Source organism: Flavobacterium sp., from assembly GCF_028689845.1.
In the GTDB taxonomy this organism is placed as follows: Bacteria; Bacteroidota; Bacteroidia; order Flavobacteriales; family Flavobacteriaceae; genus Flavobacterium.
Genome location: NZ_JAQVCH010000002.1, coordinates 1 through 19,763 on the forward strand (window position 1 = coordinate 1; position 19,763 = coordinate 19,763).

Annotated in this window: 15 protein-coding genes; 2 read left to right on the forward strand and 13 right to left on the reverse strand. The window is 33.7% G+C overall.

All coding sequences use genetic code 11. The features are described from left to right. The first annotated feature begins 43 nt into the window (after positions 1 to 43). Complete coding sequence (locus tag PHR76_RS01235) at positions 44 to 1,576, forward strand: cryptochrome/photolyase family protein (protein ID WP_300057530.1); 1,533 nt, start codon at positions 44 to 46, stop codon at positions 1,574 to 1,576. Here PHR76_RS01235 and PHR76_RS01240 read toward each other — a convergent pair. The 13 genes from PHR76_RS01240 to PHR76_RS01300 all read right to left on the reverse strand — a co-directional run bounded on the left by PHR76_RS01240 (position 1,573) and on the right by PHR76_RS01300 (position 18,576). Beyond that, complete coding sequence (locus tag PHR76_RS01240) at positions 1,573 to 3,960, reverse strand: penicillin acylase family protein (RefSeq protein WP_300057533.1); 2,388 nt, start codon at positions 3,958 to 3,960, stop codon at positions 1,573 to 1,575. The genes PHR76_RS01235 and PHR76_RS01240 overlap by 4 nt on opposite strands. 85 nt (positions 3,961 to 4,045) lie before the next feature. After that, positions 4,046 to 5,134, reverse strand: coding sequence for an agmatinase family protein (locus tag PHR76_RS01245; protein ID WP_300057535.1), 1,089 nt, complete (start codon positions 5,132 to 5,134; stop codon positions 4,046 to 4,048). 18 nt (positions 5,135 to 5,152) lie between these two features. Next, positions 5,153 to 6,442 (reverse strand): kynureninase, encoded by a 1,290-nt coding sequence (kynU, locus tag PHR76_RS01250; protein ID WP_300057537.1) that lies wholly within the window; start codon positions 6,440 to 6,442, stop codon positions 5,153 to 5,155. 309 nt (positions 6,443 to 6,751) lie between these two features. Further along, entirely contained in the window at positions 6,752 to 7,801 is a 1,050-nt protein-coding gene (queA, locus tag PHR76_RS01255; protein WP_300057539.1) for a tRNA preQ1(34) S-adenosylmethionine ribosyltransferase-isomerase QueA, read from the reverse strand. Positions 7,802 to 7,979: 178 nt separating this feature from the next. Beyond that, positions 7,980 to 9,221: a 3-phosphoshikimate 1-carboxyvinyltransferase gene (aroA, locus tag PHR76_RS01260; RefSeq protein ID WP_300057542.1), complete on the reverse strand. Its 1,242-nt coding sequence runs from the start codon at positions 9,219 to 9,221 to the stop codon at positions 7,980 to 7,982. Beyond that, the gene (locus PHR76_RS01265; protein WP_300057870.1) at positions 9,222 to 9,548 is read right to left on the reverse strand and encodes a multidrug efflux SMR transporter; all 327 of its coding nucleotides are present in this window, start codon (positions 9,546 to 9,548) and stop codon (positions 9,222 to 9,224) included. A gap of 2 nt (positions 9,549 to 9,550) precedes the next feature. After that, entirely contained in the window at positions 9,551 to 9,877 is a 327-nt protein-coding gene (locus tag PHR76_RS01270; RefSeq protein WP_300057545.1) for a nucleotide pyrophosphohydrolase, read from the reverse strand. A 108-nt stretch (positions 9,878 to 9,985) separates the two neighbouring features. Beyond that, on the reverse strand, positions 9,986 to 11,965 hold the full coding sequence (locus PHR76_RS01275; RefSeq protein WP_300057548.1) for a DUF3857 domain-containing protein: 1,980 nt from the start codon (positions 11,963 to 11,965) through the stop codon (positions 9,986 to 9,988). Between the two features lies 1 nt (position 11,966). Next, complete coding sequence (locus PHR76_RS01280; protein WP_300057551.1) at positions 11,967 to 13,970, reverse strand: DUF3857 domain-containing protein; 2,004 nt, start codon at positions 13,968 to 13,970, stop codon at positions 11,967 to 11,969. A gap of 3 nt (positions 13,971 to 13,973) precedes the next feature. Further along, positions 13,974 to 15,881, reverse strand: a complete 1,908-nt coding sequence (locus PHR76_RS01285) for a DUF3857 domain-containing protein (RefSeq protein WP_300057554.1) — start codon at positions 15,879 to 15,881, stop codon at positions 13,974 to 13,976. Positions 15,882 to 15,993: 112 nt separating this feature from the next. Then, positions 15,994 to 16,446: a D-aminoacyl-tRNA deacylase gene (gene dtd, locus PHR76_RS01290; protein WP_300057556.1), complete on the reverse strand. Its 453-nt coding sequence runs from the start codon at positions 16,444 to 16,446 to the stop codon at positions 15,994 to 15,996. 41 nt (positions 16,447 to 16,487) lie between these two features. Next, a complete protein-coding gene (rsgA, locus tag PHR76_RS01295; protein ID WP_300057558.1) occupies positions 16,488 to 17,468 on the reverse strand; it encodes a ribosome small subunit-dependent GTPase A in 981 nt (326 codons plus the stop codon). A 25-nt stretch (positions 17,469 to 17,493) separates the two neighbouring features. Next, entirely contained in the window at positions 17,494 to 18,576 is a 1,083-nt protein-coding gene (locus PHR76_RS01300; protein WP_300057561.1) for a bifunctional 3-deoxy-7-phosphoheptulonate synthase/chorismate mutase type II, read from the reverse strand. A 287-nt stretch (positions 18,577 to 18,863) separates the two neighbouring features. Between PHR76_RS01300 and gldA the strand changes: the two genes are divergently transcribed. Next, complete coding sequence (gldA, locus tag PHR76_RS01305) at positions 18,864 to 19,763, forward strand: gliding motility-associated ABC transporter ATP-binding subunit GldA (RefSeq protein ID WP_300057564.1); 900 nt, start codon at positions 18,864 to 18,866, stop codon at positions 19,761 to 19,763.

The window sequence follows — 19,763 nt, forward strand, 5'->3', positions numbered from 1 at the left end:
TAATCACGTCTTAATACTTAATACTAAAATCTTAATACATCAAATGAAAAAACTAAGACTTATTCTCGGAGATCAATTAAACAGTCAACATTCATGGTTTACAGAAGTAGATGAAAACACGATTTATTTGATGGCAGAAATGCGTCAAGAAACCGATTATGTGAAACATCATATTCAGAAAGTAGTGGCTTTTTTCCTTTCGATGCGAAATTTTGCTGCTGATTTACAAGCAAAAGGTCATGACGTGATTTATTTTAAAATTTCGGATGAAAACAATTTGAACGATTTGGAAAAAATCATTTCAAAATGTATTGAAGAACATCAAATTACCCAATTTGAATATCAATTGCCTGATGAATTTCGATTAGATGAACAATTGAAACAAATTTGTGCGAACTTAAAAATTGATTCTAAAGTTTATGATACCGAACATTTTTATACGTCAAGAACCGAATTAAAAGAATTTTTTGAAGGCAAGAAACTCTTGTTAATGGAAAGTTTTTATAGAATGATGCGTAAAAAACACCATGTTTTAATGCAAGGTTCGCAACCCGAAGGCAATCAATGGAATTATGATAAAGACAACCGACTGAAATACAAAGGCCAAGTTCCTGTTCCAAATGCTATTATTTTTCAAAAAAATATCGAAGAATTGGTTGCTGAAATTGAAAAAGCTAAAGTAATAACATTTGGAAAAATTGATGTTTCAAGTTTTAATTGGCCAACATCAAGATCAGAATGTTTAGCACAATTGGACTTCTTTTGTACGCATTTATTGAAACATTTTGGAGATTATGAAGATGCTTCGCACACCGATGAAAAGTTTTTATTTCATTCGAGATTATCGTTTGCTATGAATAGTAAAATGCTTTCCCCGAAAGAAGTTAATAATAAAGTTGTAGCGTATTATTATGAGAATCAAGAAGATATTTCCATTTCTCAAGTAGAAGGTTTTGTGCGACAAATTTTAGGCTGGCGAGAATATGTTCGCGGTATTTATTGGAAAGAAATGCCGAATTACGGAAAAATGAATTCCTTGGAAAATCACAATAAACTACCTGATTTTTATTGGACAGGTAAAACCAAAATGACTTGTATGCAAAAAGCGATTTCTCAAAGTTTGGAAGAAGCCTATGCTCATCACATTCAACGGTTGATGATTATTGGCAATTTTTCTTTACTCACACAAATGCATCCTGATGAAGTAGATGCTTGGTATTTAGGCGTTTATATTGATGCGATTGAATGGGTCGAATTGCCCAATACGCGTGGTATGAGTCAATATGCTGATGGTGGCATTTTGGCTACAAAACCCTATGTTTCCTCAGGAAGTTATATCAATAAAATGAGTAACTATTGCACTACTTGTCATTATAATGTAAAAGACAAGTTTGGTGAAAAAGCGTGTCCTTTTAATACCTTATATTGGAATTTTTTGGATGAGAAAAAGGAGCATTTCAAAAACAACCAACGCATGGCGATGATGTTAAATTTATTGAATAAGATTCCGGCAGAGGAGCTATTTAAAATAAAAATAAAAGCCAATCATGCGATTAAAAACCTTGATGATTATTAGCTTTTAGGACGAAAAATCAACTTAGTAGAAACGCTTTCAATCTCCTTTTTATTCAACAGCATTTTTCTAAATTTCCCTTCATTAAACAGGACTGCTTGGTCTTTGTAATGCGAGCTTAGCGGATTTCCCGACTGACCTGTTGGCAAAATACTCATACTGTTTTCTACATCTGAAAAATCGATAATTCTTCGCGTCGAAGGTCCAGCTTTCACTTCATGATTTCCTTCTTTGGTAAACGTAAACGCTAAATTATTAATCACTTCATTCGAGCCACTGATTTCATAGGGTCCAACATTAAAATAACTACGTAAAGCGGCCACTTCCCCTAATGGATGCTTGTGTTCTACCGTATGCACACGATTCCAAGTCCAAGTAGTAAAATCTTGGCCTAATTTATTTTGAAGATGAGCAATTGTTTTTTGAAAGCTATTTGTCAAAATTGTTTCACGGGTTTCGGTTACATCTTTTGTTAGAATATTGTCCCACCAAGGAGAAGTTTCATTAGCCGTTTGAGCCGCAATCATTTGTTTCATGATGTGCGTGGTTAGAAAAAGCTCAAATCGGTCTTGTCCCAATTCGTCTGCAAAAGTATCTTGTAGATAAAAATACATCCATTGATTATAAATCGTCGAAGCAATTTCATTCAAACCGTTGCTTCCTTTCCATTTTTGTAATTCGATAAACGCTTTTTTCTCGACTTCTGAAAGTTGACTTTCTGTAATACTTGCTAGCATGTTTTGAGCTACAGATGGTGTTACAGCCGAAGTGTCATCATTAATCATGTTCATAAAATCCTCTTTTGTCCAATCATTTTTGGGTTCTATCAATTGCGTAATTCGTTTGGCTCTATCTTCTGGTAAATAATAACCGGGATATAAATAATCGCCCATTTTTTCAACCTGATTATTGGAAGAGTAAACATAATGCCAATCTGGATTAATCGAATAGGGATTTTGTTCAAAATCGTAGTATTCTTTTTGTTCATCGAGCCCATTTGAACCATTTAGAATAAAATTTGCGTTGACATTTTCAGGCATTTTATATAATTTTCCTGAAGTTATCCATGCAATATTCCCTTTTGCATCACCGTACATGATGTTCAATCCAGGAGCAGCAATTAACTCGATACTTTGATGAAAATAGTCGACATCTTTTGAATGCGATAACGCATAAAGTGCCTCCAAAATATGATTTTTATGCTGCAAATAGGTCCACCACATCGAAACGGGTTTATCTTTATTTATTCCGGCCACTAAATCATTGATTAACGGTCCGTGATGGCTTTTTCTCACCGTCAAGACCGTGGGTGTAGAATCTTTAACACGGATTGTTTTTTCAACCACTTCATAGTTTTTAAAACCTTCTACGGTTTGATATTGAGTTGCATTTTCAGGATTATTGGTTTCTAAAAACAAATCCATATCATCGTTTTCAAACATCGTTAAGCCATAGGCATATTCGCGATTGTGTCCTAATAACGGAAAAGGAGTCCCAGCTAAATAATAACCATAAATTTCATAATTAGGTGTAGAAATATGAGCTTCATACCACGTTGCAGGTTGCGAAAAACCAATATGTGGATCATTAGCAAAAAGCACTTTTCCGTTTTTTGTTTTTTGTGGTCCTACAACCCAACTGTTACTTCCAATAAAAGGAGGAACTGGTGATTGTTCTAACAAACCAGCTACTGATTTAGCAATTTCAGAATAAGCTTCTGTTTTTCCTTTGAAACTTTTTAACTTGGTATGAGCCAATGAACCATCAATGCCAAAATCTTTAAGATATTCCATTCCCAGCTCGTCGCGAATATCCGTTAGTAACGGGTCTGATTTTTGAGCCATCGCAAAACTAAAAGCCATGTAACCAAAAATATTATAAACATCTTTAACAGTAAATTTTTCTTTTTCAACGCCCACTAATTGAAATTCAATTGGCATTGCTCCTGTTTCAAGGTATTGATTTACTCCCTCTAAATAAGCTAAGGTTAATTGATAACTTTCGCTATTTTTATCGAGTAAGGCAATGGCTTTTTCACTATCCTCATCAATTCCAATACCTGCAAAAAACATATCGTTTTTTAACATGACCGAACCAAAAATTTCAGACAATCTTCCTGGAGCAATGCGTCGCATCAATTCCATTTGCCATAAACGGTCTTGTGCGTGCAAATAACCTAAAGTGGTCATGGCATCTTTTTGGGAATTGGCATAAATATGTGGAATTCCATACGTGTCAAAATAAACAGTTGTTTCTTTTTCTATCTTTTCTAAAGCCACTTCCCCTTCGTATTTGGGTTTTAAATAAAAGCCATAGGCAACAGCTGCAATAGCCAAAATAAGAAAAAGAATAAAAACACCAATTATGATTTTTTTTAATCTACGCATGGATAGAAGCATTTTTGGTTAAAAACCGGTGAGTAAAATATTTTTTTTTAAAAGTTCAAGAAGACAAATAATGGAAGTTATAAAATTATTTTCTATTGAAAACGATACTTTCACCAACATTCATCTTGTTGTTTTTTGCTAAAACACCACAAAGGTGAAATAACATTCGAGCTCCCACATTTCCATCCCAATCATCCGTTTGACCCGGGGCAACTTCGACTAAATCAATGCCAATAATTTCTTTATCTGTATTGGCTAATCTACTTAATAAATACGTTGCTTGTTCAAAAGAAAATCCGCCAGGAACTGGAGTCCCCGTATTCGGGCAATACCATGGATAAAGTCCATCAATATCAAAACTAATACATACTTTTTGAGGTAAAGCTGCAATTATAGCGTCACATTGTTGTTGCCAAGTTTTCCCTTCGAACGCCTCTCTTTTCAAATCGGAATCACTGTGAATAACTACACGATCTTTTTCGTTTTTTGCTACTGCTACTTCTTGCTCACAAAAATCGCGAATACCTACTTGTACGATTTTAGTAATTTGTGGAATTTGCAATGCATTATACATAATGGAAGCGTGTGAATATGTAAACCCTTCATAACCAATTCTTAAATCCATGTGAGCATCTAAATGAAGAATACCAAAATGATCATTCTTTTCTGCTAAAGCTTGATAATAACCCAGTGGCGTACTATGGTCACCGCCCAAAAGCACGACTTTTTTTCCGGTATTTAACCAATGGAGTGTTTTTTTACGAACGGCTTCAACCATATCCGCACACGCATAATTGATTTTATCCAACTGTTTTTGTAAACCTGGATGATTTTCAATAACAGTTCCGCTTTCTAAGGCTTCAATAATTGGTTGGGCTTTCTTTTTAAATTTTTTAGAATTCTTTTTAGTTCCTTTGGGTGATTCATCCATAAATATCCCTAATTTCCATAATTCTGGAAATTCTTGGTGATTTAAATCGACTTGAAAAGAAGCTTCTACTATTGCTTCTGGTCCTTTAGAGGCACCTGAACCATAACTTACGGTTACTTCCCAAGGCACTGGAATGATAATGATTTCGCTATCTTCAATAGAAAAAGGCAATCCAAAGATGGTTGCATCGGCCAAACCAGGTTGACTTGGGTCAAATGTTTTGAGTAGTTCTTGTTTATTCATTTTTATGAGTTGCTGAGTTTACTTGCTTATTCCCGCTTTTAAAATTTGTCCGAATTCATACATATCTTCAAAAGAGCAGTATAATGGAACAGGAGCTAAACGAATTACGTTTGGTTCACGCCAATCAGTTATCACACCATTTTTCATGAGGTAATCAAACAATGTTCTTCCTTGACCATGCAAATATACAGACAATTGACAAGCTCGTTCCTCTTGATTCGCTGGCGTAATAATTTCAAATTCGGTTCCGTCAATTTCACGATCAATTTCATGAAGAATGAATTCAAGATAAGCCGTTAAAAGATTTCTTTTTTTGATTAATTTTTTCATTCCTACTTCGGCAAACATTTCAACAGAAGCCAAATACGGAGCTAGAGATAAAATTGGAAGATTACTAATTTGCCAACCATCTGCACCTTGTACGGGCTCAAAAACAGGTTCCATTTTAAAACGCCGTTCTTTGTTATGTCCCCACCAACCTGCAAAACGAGGCAAGTCCTTGTCATGGTGATGTTTTTCATGCACAAAGCAACCGGATGCATTTCCAGGTCCAGAATTCATATATTTATAACTACACCAGCAGGCAAAATCGACGTTCCAATCGTGTAATTTCATTTCGATATTTCCAGCGGCATGAGCTAAATCCCATCCTACATATACTCCTGTTTTTTGGGCTACAGCCGTAATTGTTTTCATGTCAAACACTTGACCCGTATAATAATTAACTCCACCAATTAGAACCAAAGCTAATTCGTCGCCAATTTCTTCAATTTTGGCAAGTACATCTTCTAATCGAATATTGTGCTCGCCTTCTCTTCGTTTGATTTCAACTATAATTTCTTGCGGATCAATTCCGAGGTGTTGTGCATGAAAATGAGCCTGACTTTGAAACATATATTGGTCGGAAGGAAATGCTTTTTCTTCGCACAAAATTTTATATTTTTTTATCGTTGGCCGATAAAACGAAACCATCATTAAATGAAGATTAACCGTTAAGGTATTCATCACTGTAATTTCAGTAGGTTTAGCTCCGACAATTTCACTTAACGGAACTGCAAATCGTTCATGGTAATCCCACCACGGTTTATCGGCATAAAAATGTCCTTCCACCGCAAGTTTGGCCCAATCATCCATCACTTCGTCAACATATGCCTTGGTTCTTTTAGGTTGTAATCCCAACGAATTGCCTGTAAAATAAATTACTTTTTTTCCGTTAACGGAAGGAAAAATAAACTCCTCTCGGTAATTAAAAAGTTCATCTTGTTGGTCAAGTTGTTGGGCAAATTCGCGTGTATTTTGAAAATTCATGAATTTTTTGGTTTGTTGCGTAAAGATAATAATTTTTTGGGATTTTTTGGATTTTTTGGACAGGTCGCGACCTGTCCGTACGGAATATTATTATAGTGCGAAAATGCGTGAGGGATTAAAGTGAAAAGCCCGGAGCGGCAAGTGGCTCATTTTTTTGGGTGGCAAAAGCGACTAAAAGAAGCTCTTTGTCGCTCGTTAAAAATTGCTACTTGGCGTGAGGACTTGTAACGGAAAGCCCGACCCTTGGGTCACGCCAAAAAAAATCCCACACTTTCGTATGGGATTATATAAAAATATGTTGATTTTTTCTTAGATAATCAGCATTGCATCGCCATAGGAATAAAATTTATATTTTTCTTTAATGGCTTCCTCGTACGCTTTTTTCATTAAATCGTGTCCGCAAAATGCAGAGACCATCATAAGCAAAGTTGATTTTGGTGTGTGAAAATTGGTAATCATACAGTTAGCAATACTAAAATCATACGGTGGATAAATAAATTTATTGGTCCAACCTTCAAAAGTATTTAACGTTCTGGCAGAAGAAACCGCACTTTCAATGGCACGCATCGAAGTGGTTCCTACGCAGCAAATACGTCTTTTTTGTGTAATAGCATTATTCACTATATCACACGCTTTTTGATTAATGATTAATTCTTCCGAATCCATTTTGTGTTTCGATAAATCTTCAACTTCCACAGGATTGAAGGTGCCTAAACCAACATGCAAGGTTACTTCTGCAAAGTCAACACCTTTTATCTCTAATTTTTTCATCAAATGCTTAGAAAAGTGAAGTCCTGCCGTTGGTGCTGCTACAGCACCTTCTACTTTTGCATAAATGGTTTGGTAACGCTCTTCATCTTCTGGCGTAACTTCTCTAGTGATGTATTTTGGTATTGGTGTTTCACCTAACTCTGTCAGTTTATAACGGAATTCTTCATACGAACCATCGTAAAGAAAACGCAAGGTTCTTCCTCTTGAGGTTGTATTATCAATAACTTCGGCAACTAACGAATCGTCTTCGCCAAAATATAATTTATTTCCGATACGAATTTTTCTCGCTGGATCAACTAAAACATCCCAAAGTCGTTGTTCTGCATTTAATTCGCGAAGTAAAAAGACTTCAATTCTTGCTCCGGTTTTTTCTTTATTTCCGTATAATCGAGCAGGAAATACTTTCGTATTGTTCATAATCATAATATCGCCATTGTCAAAATAATTGATAATGTCTTTAAATAATTTATGTTCAATTGTTTTTTTAGCTCGATTGATGACCATTAAACGTGATTCGTCACGGTTTTCAGAAGGAAATTCTGATAATAGTTCGGTTGGCAAATTAAATTGAAAATGAGATAATTTCATATAAAGTAATTAGTGATTAGTAATTAGTGTATAGTTTCACTACATCTAATTTTTCTGGTTGCAAAGATACGACTGTGAAGTAGGCGTTGTCAAGTGTTTTAAGGTTTATTTTCTGAGAAAGATGCAAAGGTGCAACGACACTAAGGTTGTCTAACACAAAAACCTTTAGAAAACGTCTTTATAATGTTTGAAATCCGACACTTTTCAAATCTTTCCAAAAAGAAGGATACGATTTTGAAACTACCCCAGCTTCTTCAATAACAAGGTTTGTTCTTAAAGCCAAAGGAGCAAAAGCCATTGCCATACGATGATCTTGGTAGGTTGCAATGCGTTTATTCGCATTTAGCGAATGTGCTTGTTCAATTGAAAGCGAATTTGTTGTAACAGAAACAATGGCACCGAGTTTTATTAATTCATTTTTTAAAGCTTCTACTCTATCGGTTTCTTTTATTTTTAAAGTGTGTAATCCTGAAAGATGACAAGCAATTCCTAATCCGAAACAAGTTACCGCAATAGTTTGAGCAATATCAGGAGCGTTAACGAGGTTGTAGTTTACAGCTTGTAGGTTGTGCATGTCGATTTTTGAAATGGTGATGGAGTCATTTTTATTGAATACGGTTTTAACCCCAAAATCTTTATAAATTTCGACTAGTATGGCATCGCCTTGTAAACTGTTCTTTTTGAATTTTGAAAGTGTAATTTGTGTTCCAATTTCTGCTAAAGCGACAATAGAATAAAAATAGGAAGCCGAACTCCAGTCTGATTCGACACTTATTTGAGCTGCTGAAACAGATTTAGCCTGGCCAACTTTAATAATATTATTTTCAAAAGAAGTTTCAATACCGATTTCATTTAATAAAGCTAAGGTCATTTTGATGTAAGGCAATGACGCGATTGGTCCTTCTACTAGTAATTCTAAACCGTTTTCAAGTTTTGGAGCAATTAGTAAAAGTGCTGAAATATATTGACTACTCACGTTAGCCTCGAGTTTAACCTTACTTTTTGTTAGTTTTTTTCCTTTAATCCGTAAAGGCGGAAACCCTTCTTTTTTTTCATAAGTGATTGCTGCTCCAAGTTGTCTTAAAGCATCGACTAGAATTTTTATAGGCCGTTCTTCCATTCTTGATGAACCCGTTAAAACCAGTTCTTCTCCTTCTTGAATAGCAAAAAAAGCAGTTAAAAAACGCATTGCTGTTCCCGCATGATGAACATTAATAGGATAGTTAGTTATTGACTGAGCATAATCAGAAAGCACTTTAATCATTACGTCAGAATCATCTGATTTTGAACTATTTTCTATCGTAATGTTAGGATATAAAGCTTGTAACAATAACAAACGATTGGTTTCTGATTTAGAACCTGTGATTATTATTTTTAAAGTTTGTCTTTTGACTTTTGACTTTTGAAAAGAAATATCCATCTAATTTGAAACAAATTTTAATCCTACAATAGAGAGAATTAAAGTGGTTATAAAAAAAACACGCCAAAAAGTGGCTGGTTCTTGGAACACAAAAATACCAACTAAAACACTTCCTACCGCTCCAATTCCTGTCCAAACTGCATACGCAGTTCCGATTGGTAGTTCTTTTGTAACTTTTACTAATAACGCCATGCTGATTGTTAGGCAAATTAAAAAACCGGCATACCAAAAAAGAGCAGTGCTTCCAGTCGTTTCTTTTGCTTTTCCTAAGCAAGTGGCAAAACCAACTTCAAATAATCCGGCGATGAGGAGTAAAATCCAATTTATCATTATTTCAATTTCTCATTATTGTGATGTCTATCGTGATCACGATTGGTTTTTACGTCCATTTTTTTATCAAAAGCCGCTTGTAAATCAATTCCTGTTTGATTTGCCAAACACAAAACCACAAAAACAACATCAGCCAATTCTTCACCTAAATCTTTGTTTTTATCGCTTTCTTTTTCGGATTGTTCACCATAACGACGGGCGATAATTCGAGCTACTTCACCTACTTCTTCTGTAAGTTGAGCCATATTTGTGAGTTCGTTAAAATAGCGAACGCCGTGATTTTTAATCCAATTATCTACTTCGAGTTGAGCATGTTTTAGGTTCATGGTATATTTTAAATTTTGGTCTTTTTAGATTTCCTTTTTTAATAAAAGTAGCTTCTCAAAATTACAAACAAAACATGAGAAATAGAAATTACTTTTTTATTGAAATCTTCAGCCTTTTTTAAGCACCACTTTTTCTGTTTGTTTGCTCACCATTTGTTTAAAAAATAATTTTAATTCTTGGTAATAATCTGCATTAATAAGTGGTTGATTGATTTCTAAAACACATAAGAGTTGAATCAGATTTCCATTATTGGATATTGAAAATTTAAAACTTCCTAATCCATCTGGCAAAGAAATTACCTTTGACTCAGGCATTGTTTCAATACTGTATCCTTCAGGAATTTTAACACTTACATTGTATTTTTCTTGATAAGGAAAAACAAAATCAATTGGATACAATCGGTTTTCTTGTTTAAACGGATTCTCTGTTGTAGCAAAAAATAATAAGGGCGAAAAGTACATGTTGTTTCCAATAATTTCAACTTCATTACTAGACTCAAAACTATAATTTTCGATAATCGGTTTAGCAACTTCTTTATTTTGGAGCACTTCATGATTAAGCACTTCTAAACTGGAATGTTCTTTTTCGATATAATCCATCCGAATCGTTGAATTTGAATTCCCAAAAATAGATCTAAACCAAAGGGCAAAATAATCAAAAAATTGTTCTCTAATTTTTCCGTTCACTTCGCCGTTTGAATTAATTTCTGCCATGACATTAACCATCTTGACTGAGTTTTTTTTGGGCATTAAATCAACTTCTTCACTACTGTTATTAGGGTCCATACTTCTTCCAGACCAATTTAATGCACGCAAAGGAATACTATTGATATCGGTATATTTTTCTGTTGCATCTAGCAAGAGTGTTTCTCCGTCTAATTTAACCGAAGTTATTACATAATTAAAAACAGAATGATTTGGGAAAAATGCTACTCCGTTTTTTCGAGTACTCACTAAAACAGGATTTGCATCGAACCCAACTAATCGCAACATCGCCGTGAGAATTAAATTAATTTCAGCTACGTTACCCGTTTTTTCTTTATAAGCGGCTTCAACTCCTTTTTTAGTATAATAACCATAACGATTATTCCAATTCATTCTGTCTTGTACATATGAAAATATTGCTTTCATTTTTTGTTCATTTGTAGTCAAACCACGCACTAGATTTTCTGCGTCTTTTAGAAAATAATTGAACTTTATTAATTCAAAACCAAACTCTTTTTCTTCAAAAATGGTTTTTACTACATTTTCCCAAGTGGTTGATATTTGTTTCGGTTGTTCACCTGGCAAACGAACCGTTTCTAATTCATGAAGCACTTTGCCATAATAATTGTCAATGTTATTTACATATTCTTCCTCAATGAGTGGTTTCACATCTTTTATACTGTAAAGTGTAACAACTTGCTTGTAGACCATTTTTAACCCTTGGTTATATTTATCCTGAAAAACATCTACTTTGCTATTCATTTTTTGTTCTGACGCAATTTTCTCAAATCCTGTAACAAAACCTTTGTATAAATAAAATTCAGGAATTTCTGTTAGTAATTCAGCATAGTTTACTGGAATTTCATATTGAAATTGGAATTCTGGTAAAATACTAATATTTTCCGTTTTCAATTTGTATTTCAATTCGATAATTGAACCTGCTTTAACACTTGGAAAACTGACTGTTATTTTACTCCAAAATTCGTTTAACTGGTTATCAAATTTACTTTCTTTAGTTACTTTTTGTTTATCAATTGCATTATCAACTAAGTTATAAGTAAAGGCAGAAAGTATTTCTATTTTCTCGTCTTTTAATTTTTCATAGCCAATATAGTATGGAATTTCAACATCAGCCCATTTAAAACCTTCAGGTTTATAGACTTTTATTTTCATTTCAACCTCTGTAAACGACTTAAAACCATCATTCTTATAATCAAAATACGTTTTAGCTTTCTTGAATAGAATAGCGGCTACAGCAGAAGTATCCTTTTTATGGAATTCTTCCGCTAATTCTTCTTTTGTCACTTTTCCCAATTCATATTTTTGAGCCGTGACTTGAAAAGTAACAAATAAAAAGACGAAGAAGAAATGCATTTTGGTCATCTTATATTTTTTTAAGCACCACTTTTTCTGTTTGTTTCTCAACCATATCTTTATAGAAAGCTTTTACTTCTTCATAATCTTCCGAACCAATAATGGCCGTATTTACTTCAAAAGAATAAACCAATTGAATTTGATTGCCCGTGTTTGAAATTGCATATTTATAAACGGCTTTGTTTTCTGACATTCCAATAGCTTTTGACTCTGGCAATGTTTCTACAGTATACCCTTCTGGAATTTTGACACTGATGCTGTATTTGTCTTGATGCGGAAAAACGAAATCGATAGGATATAATCTTGTTTCTTGTTTAAACGGATTTTCTTTCAAAGTAAAGTGTAAAAGCGGCGAAAAATACATTTTGTCTCCAATAATTTCAACATGATTAGTAGAGCTAAACGAATAATTTTCTATGATGGGCTTAGACAAATCGTCGCTATTTATAACTTCTAAAGCAGTAATTTCTAATCCGAGATATTGTTTTTCTATTTTTTCAATTCGGCTGTTGTTATTTAATCCGTTATAGCTGTCGCGATAAATAAAGGCGTTGTAATCAAAATATTGGTCTCTTGTTTTACCAGTAATTTCGCCTTGTGCATTGATTTCTGCCATCAGATTAATCATTTCTTTGGAGTTAGTTGTGGGCATCAAATCAATTTGAGTAGACGACTCATCTTTTCGAATTAATCGACCAAACCAATTTAAATCACGAATTGGTAATATGTTTGGCAACGCATATTTATTGGTCGCATCTAATAAAACCATTTGATTTTTAAATTGCAAACCTGTAATTACATAATCAAAAGCTGTACGTGCTGGAAATAAAGCAATTCCATTTCCTCGGGAACTTAAAATCACAGGATTGGCGTCAAACCCTGCATAGCGAAGCATTGAGGTGAGCATTAAATTAATTTCGGCAACATTCCCAGTTTTGTTTTGAAAAGCTTTACGAACGCCATCATTACAATAATAACCATAGTATTTATTCCAATTCATATTAGATTTTACGTAAGAAAAAATAGCCGCAATTTTTTCTTCTTGCGAAGTCGCTTGAGCTAATACGGCATCAATTTCTTTTTCGTAATAACCTGTTTTATTAAGTTCATTTCCGAATTTTTCGTTTTGATAAATATCTTTCACTAAGCCTTCCCAAGTAGTAGAATAATCTTTGTAGGCCATATTAGCTTTTCGTATACCAGAAAGTTCTAATACGATTGATGAAATGTAATTTCTAATGTTATTTACATAGGCTTCTTCTTTTAAAGCTGGTGCTTTTTGAACAACATAAGTCGTAATCATTTCTTTGTATTCAGATTGATCTAAAGAGGCTGCCGAATTTGTTCTATTATTTCCAGTCATCCTATCTCTTGAAACTGAGGTTATCGTTACTGTTTTTTCGGTTTGTGTAACTTTTGGCTGTAAAAACCCTTTAAAAACAGGTTTAAAAACATAAAAATCGGGAATATAGGTTTTGAATTCACTGTATAAAACAGGAATTGTTTCTTGAAAAAACCATTCGTCTAGTGAGCCAAAGTTTTCTGAAGTAAGTGTATATTCAAATTCAATTATAGAACCTTCTTTTACATTGGGTAATGTGATTTTTTTTCTCCCCCAGAAATCGTTGACTTTTTCGTCAAATTCGCCATCACTTTTTAATTTTGTTTTTTCAACTTTTCCACCCACTAAATTATAAGTTGCTTCATTTTTAAAACTCAAACTTTCTTTGCTGTTCCCGCCAATATAATAACGAACCGATTTATTGGCCCAATCATAGCCTTCCTTTTTATATATCTTAATTTTTGTTTGTACAGTTGTACTCAACACAAATCCTTTATTTTCAACATAGGTGAAGCGTGATTCCCCTTTTGAAAATAGAATCGCTGCCACAGCACTCGTGTCGGTTGGACATACTTTTTCTTCCAGTTCTTGAACGGTAACTTTACCCAATTCATATTTTTGGGCTACTGCATTAATACTGCACAACAGTGCTAAAAAAAAAATTTTTTTCATGGTTTAGGATTTTGAAATGACTACTTTAGAATTATCGGAACGGGCAATGGTTTCTCTGAATTTTCTATATTCTTCAAATTTTGAACTTTCATAAAAACCTTTATGAATTACTATTTTACGTTTTAAACGGATTGTTAGATTGTCAACAGTACTAAATTCAATTTTATAATTTCCAAATTCAGAAGATAATGCAACATTATTTGGCATCGCTTCAATATGAAATCCTGCTGGAATTGCAATGGTTATTTCATCTTCATCGGTAAAACCACGTTGTATTTCAAAGGGAAGCTCTCTGTTTCGATGTTTTTTAGGCACATTCGTGCTTTGATTAAAAGCATTGAGAGCAAACATCAACTTTCCGCCGGTGAATTGTCCGTAATTTTCAGCTTCAAAGTTTAATTCCTCCGTAAATTCAATTTTACTTTTGTCATTTAAAAAATTGATTTTGTTGATTTTCATATTGTTGATATGACTAAACTCCTCTTTACAGGCTTTGATTTGATCTTCTTTACTTAATCGTTCTTTTGGAAAATTATTATCATATTGGATACCGTAAGAAACCATTTTTAGAGTTGCCTTTATTGTACCGTTTTCAGATACGGAATAAAACCCTGAACTTTGTTTTAAATTCTCGGATTCAGAAAAGGTCTTTGTCTTAACAATTTCACCCCCATCAGGCTTAATTAGCAACACGTTTCTATCATCTGTAAAATCTCCCTGAAAACCGAAAGGATGAATTTGACTAGTACATTCAAGCCAAATCATTTCGTTATCAGAAGGAATCGATAAAATCACATGATTTCCTTGAACGGAAGAAATATCTTCTTGAATGTTTCTTCTTGAATTACCTGCGTAAACTACGGTATAATAAGAAGGAACGTCGACGGATTTTAAAAGCACACGCGTATAATTAGTTAATGCTTTACAATCACCGTAGCCTAATTTATCTACCTCTTTTGCCAACATTGGTTTCCAGCCTCCAATACCAACTTGAACGCTCACATAACGTGTTTTATCTTGTACAAATTGGTATACAATTTTTGCGATTTCTGTTTTATTTTTTTCATCACCAACCAATTGCTTTAATTTTTGAACTGTTGGTGCAGGAATCTCTTCCGTATCTTCTAAGAGTGCTTTATAATACCATTTGCCAAACTCATTCCAATTCGTCGCATTTCCTTGAACATTTTCTAAATAAAAATATTCTAATGCAAAACTTACAAAAGGAAAAACTTTATTAAAACTTGGGGCCAGTTCTTCTTTTTTTCTTGATTTGATAGCCGTAGCAGTATAGGAAATTGAATTTGTCGTTTCATTTTTATCTACTGAAATTAGAGTTGAAAAATTTTCTTCTTTCACATTTAACTTTAGTTCAGGCTTATAATTTAGGGTGAAAATATTTTTTTCAGTACTCACATAATAATCATCAATTGGTCTCCAAGACGGAATAAAAGCAGTATTAGATGTTTCCACCAAGGTTTCAAAAACTATCGTAAACGGATAACTAATAGGGGTATAATTTAAGACTAACGCCCGATTATCATTAAAAACCGAAAAACCATCCGCGACACTAATATCTCTAAAATCTTTTTTCTTAAATGTTTTGATTTCTTTTCCGAAGCCATCGTAAACGGTTACGTCTAGTTTAGAAATTTTGCGATTTTTATCATAGTATTCAGCTAAATTTAGGGTTCGCAAACCAAAATCGTTTAAAACAGTTGTCGCCACTTTAGACTGAATGGTCATGGCATTTTGGGCTGTAATAGCAATAGTGGTTTCGTTTAAACGAACTACCGCATTGGCATTTTCTTTTAAGACTTCATCAATAAGCAAATGAGAATAGACTGGTTTTTGACCAAAAACAGTTTGAACAAGAAAAAGTATACCAAAAATAACATAGTTGACCTTCATAAAAAAAGCTTTTATAAAAAACAAACACTATTAAATAGTGTTTAAATGATTTTATTTGGAAACTAGTCTTGTGGTGATTCAAATATAAATAATTAAGTTTTAATTAACCCTATTATTCTTTATTTTTTGTGTCAATTAAAATAGTAACCGGGCCGTCATTAATTAAAGTAACTTTCATGTCGGCACCAAAAATTCCAGTTTGGATTGTTTTTCCCAATTCGTCTTCCAATTGAAGTATGAGTTTTTCATATATCGGAATGGCTATTTCGGGTCGAGCCGCTTTGATATAACTCGGTCTATTCCCCTTTTTGGTAGAGGCTTGAAGTGTAAATTGGCTAACTAAAATCAAATCTCCTTTGATTTCTTTTAAGGATAAATTCATCACGTGGTTTTCATCATCAAAAATGCGAAGATTGACAATTTTGTTGGATAACCATGTGATATCTTCCGCAATATCGGCTTGTTCAATACCGATTAAAACCAATAAACCTTGGTTTATAGTCGCAACTTTTTTATCGTTGATAGTGACAGCAGCTTGAGACACTCTTTGAATAACGGCTTTCATTACATTAACGGTTTTTAAAATCCAAACTGCGACAGTATTTATTAACTCTTTCTCGTTTCGTCACTCGACTTTCTGTCTTCATTATAGATATCGTTTCGATACTGCTCTTCATCTCCTTCTAAAATCTGAAGGTAACTTCTATAACGAGACCAGGCAATTTCATCGGCTTCCAGAGCTTTTTTAACCGCACAAAGTGGTTCATCTTTATGTAAACAATTATTAAATTTGCATTGGTCTTCTAAAGCAAAAAACTCTGGAAAATAACCCTTAATTTCTTGTTTTTCCATATCGACAATGCCAAAACCGCGAATTCCAGGTGTATCTATAATTTTAGAACCAAAAGATAAGTCATACATTTCTGCAAACGTGGTTGTGTGCTGTCCTTGCTGATGTATCGCAGAGATTTCCTTGGTTTTTAAATTTAAATTAGGTTCCAAGGCATTCACTAAGGTTGATTTCCCTACTCCAGAATGGCCAGAAAACATACACACTTTTCCGAGCATCATTTCTTTTAATTGGTCTAAGCCTTTTTTGGCAACGGCTGAAACGCGTAAGCAATCATATCCAATTTTTGTATAGGTATGTTGCATATACAACTGCTCGTCTAAAGCTTCATTTTCTAGCACATCAATTTTATTGAACAAAAGAACGGTTTTAATGTGATAAGCTTCGGCTGTAACCAAAAACCGATCGATAAAACTTGTTGTGGTGATAGGATTATCAATAGTGATAATTAAAAAAACAATATCAATATTAGAAGCAATGATATGCGTTTGTTTTGATAAATTAACCGACTTTCGAACGATATAATTTTTCCGTTCATGAATATGATGAATAGATCCGGTGATGGCATCAGAAGTTTCATCTAAATCAAAATCGACTAGGTCGCCCACCGCAATTGGGTTGGTGCTTTTAATTCCTTTTAAGCGAAATTTTCCCTTAATCCGACAATCAAATTGCTGATTATCCTCCGTTTTTACGGTATACCAACTTCCGGTAGATTTATAAACGAGTCCTGTCATGCTACAAATATACGTTTTTCAGTAATCAAGATTTGAAAACATTTTCTTGATGGGTAATGCTTTCTTGATGAATCGCTTTGAACAATTGAATAATAAATTCTTGACTTAAGCCTTTATTGTCGCCATCCAAAATCATTTTATCAAGTAATTCTTGCCACCGCTTATTTTGAAGAATGGCTACATTTCGTTCTTTTTTTAATGACCCAATTTGATCGGCAATGGCCATTCTTCTTCCTAAAATTTCAATTAATTTAAGGTCAAAATCGTCAATTTGTGTCCGCAATTGATTCATCCTTTGATTAAAATCGTCTGCATCATCCGTGCGATTTCGCACTTTTAATTCGCTAAAAAGCTGCAATAAAACCGAAGGAGTAACTTGTTGAGCCGCATCACTCCAGGCATTATCTGGATCAATATGGGTTTCAATTATCAAACCATCATAATTTAAATCTAAGGCTTGTTGTGAAACTTCTTGAATCATTGTTCGTTTACCTGTAATATGGGATGGGTCGCAAATTAAAGGTAAATCCGGAAATTTATTTTGTAAATCAATGGCAATTTGCCACTCTGGATTATTGCGGTATTTTGTTTTTTCATAGGTTGAAAATCCGCGATGAATGACTCCTAAGTTCTTAATCTCTGCTTGACATAGCCGTTCTAATCCACCAATCCATAAAGATAAATCTGGATTCACTGGGTTTTTTAACAACACAATTTTATCGGTTCCATGCAAAGCATCGGCAATTTCTTGAACAGCAAAAGGGTTTACGGTGGTTCGTGCTCCAATCCAAAGCACATCAATATCATGTTCTAACGCTAACTTTACGTGATTGGCATTGGCAACCTCAACGGCCATTAATAATCCCGTTTCTTTTTTGGCTTTTTGCAACCATTTTAAGCCGATGGCTCCCACTCCTTCAAATCCACCGGGACGTGTTCGTGGCTTCCAAATTCCAGCACGAAATATCGACACGGCCGAGTTTTTTAAATCGTGTGCAATCTTTAGCACTTGTTCCTCTGTTTCTGCACTACAAGGCCCAGCAATCAGCAAAGGATGTTTTAAATTTAAATTTGTCAACCAATTTTTTAATTGCACGTTATTTTTCATAGCTTATATTCTTTTACAAAAATAAGGTCTTTTTTTGATTCTTTAGATTTTTACATCTATTCCTATCGCTTTTTTTAAGATTGCTAATGCCGATTTTAAATTAAGAAAATCCAAATTTATTTTTTGATTTAAAAATCATCCATAAAAGTCATTTTAATAGAATACATCCTAAAATCATCGGTAGGATATGACTTAGATTTACTAAAACAGCAAAAATCATCTTAAAATACTTTTGGGAAAGAAAATGAGTTAAATAAAAAACTTACTTTTGTTCTAAATCTTATCTTATGTCGATTGAAGTAAAAAATATTACCAAAATTTATGGTGCTCAAAAAGCATTAGATGCTGTTTCCTTCTCTGTTAATAAAGGAGATATTGTTGGATTATTAGGCCCAAATGGAGCTGGAAAATCTACCTTAATGAAAATTTTAACTTCCTATGTGATTGCTGATGAAGGAAGTGCTTTTGTTAACGAATTAGATGTAGTGAATGCAAAACATGCCGTTCAAAAGATTGTAGGCTATTTACCCGAACACAATCCGCTTTATCTAGACATGTATGTGCGTGAATATTTAGCCTTTAATGCTTCCATTTATAAAGTAGCCGCTTCACGCATTCAAGACGTTATTGAACTCACTGGATTGACCGCTGAAAGTCATAAAAAAATTGGTCAATTGTCAAAAGGTTATCGACAACGTGTAGGCTTAGCGACTGCACTTTTGCATAATCCTGAAGTTTTAATTTTAGATGAACCCACCACAGGTTTAGACCCAAATCAATTAGTTGAAATTCGAGAATTAATCAAAAATATTGGAAAAGATAAAACCGTAATTCTATCCACACACATTATGCAAGAAGTAGAAGCTATTTGTGATCGTGTGATTATTATCAATAAAGGAAAAATTGTGACTGATAAAAAATTAGACAATTTAATGAGGGAAGAACAAGAACAAATCATTGAAGTGGAATTTGATCAAGTGATTACTTCAGAATTATTAGCAACGTTACCAAATTTAAAATCGGCACAAATTACACTTAGTTCTACTTGGGAATTGCGATTTTTATCCTCAGAAGATATGCGTTCTAGTTTATTTGATTTTGCCAATCAGCACCAACTTAAAATCTTACAGTTAAATTTGAAAAGCAAAAATTTAGAACAAATTTTTATCGAAAAAACGAAGAAATAA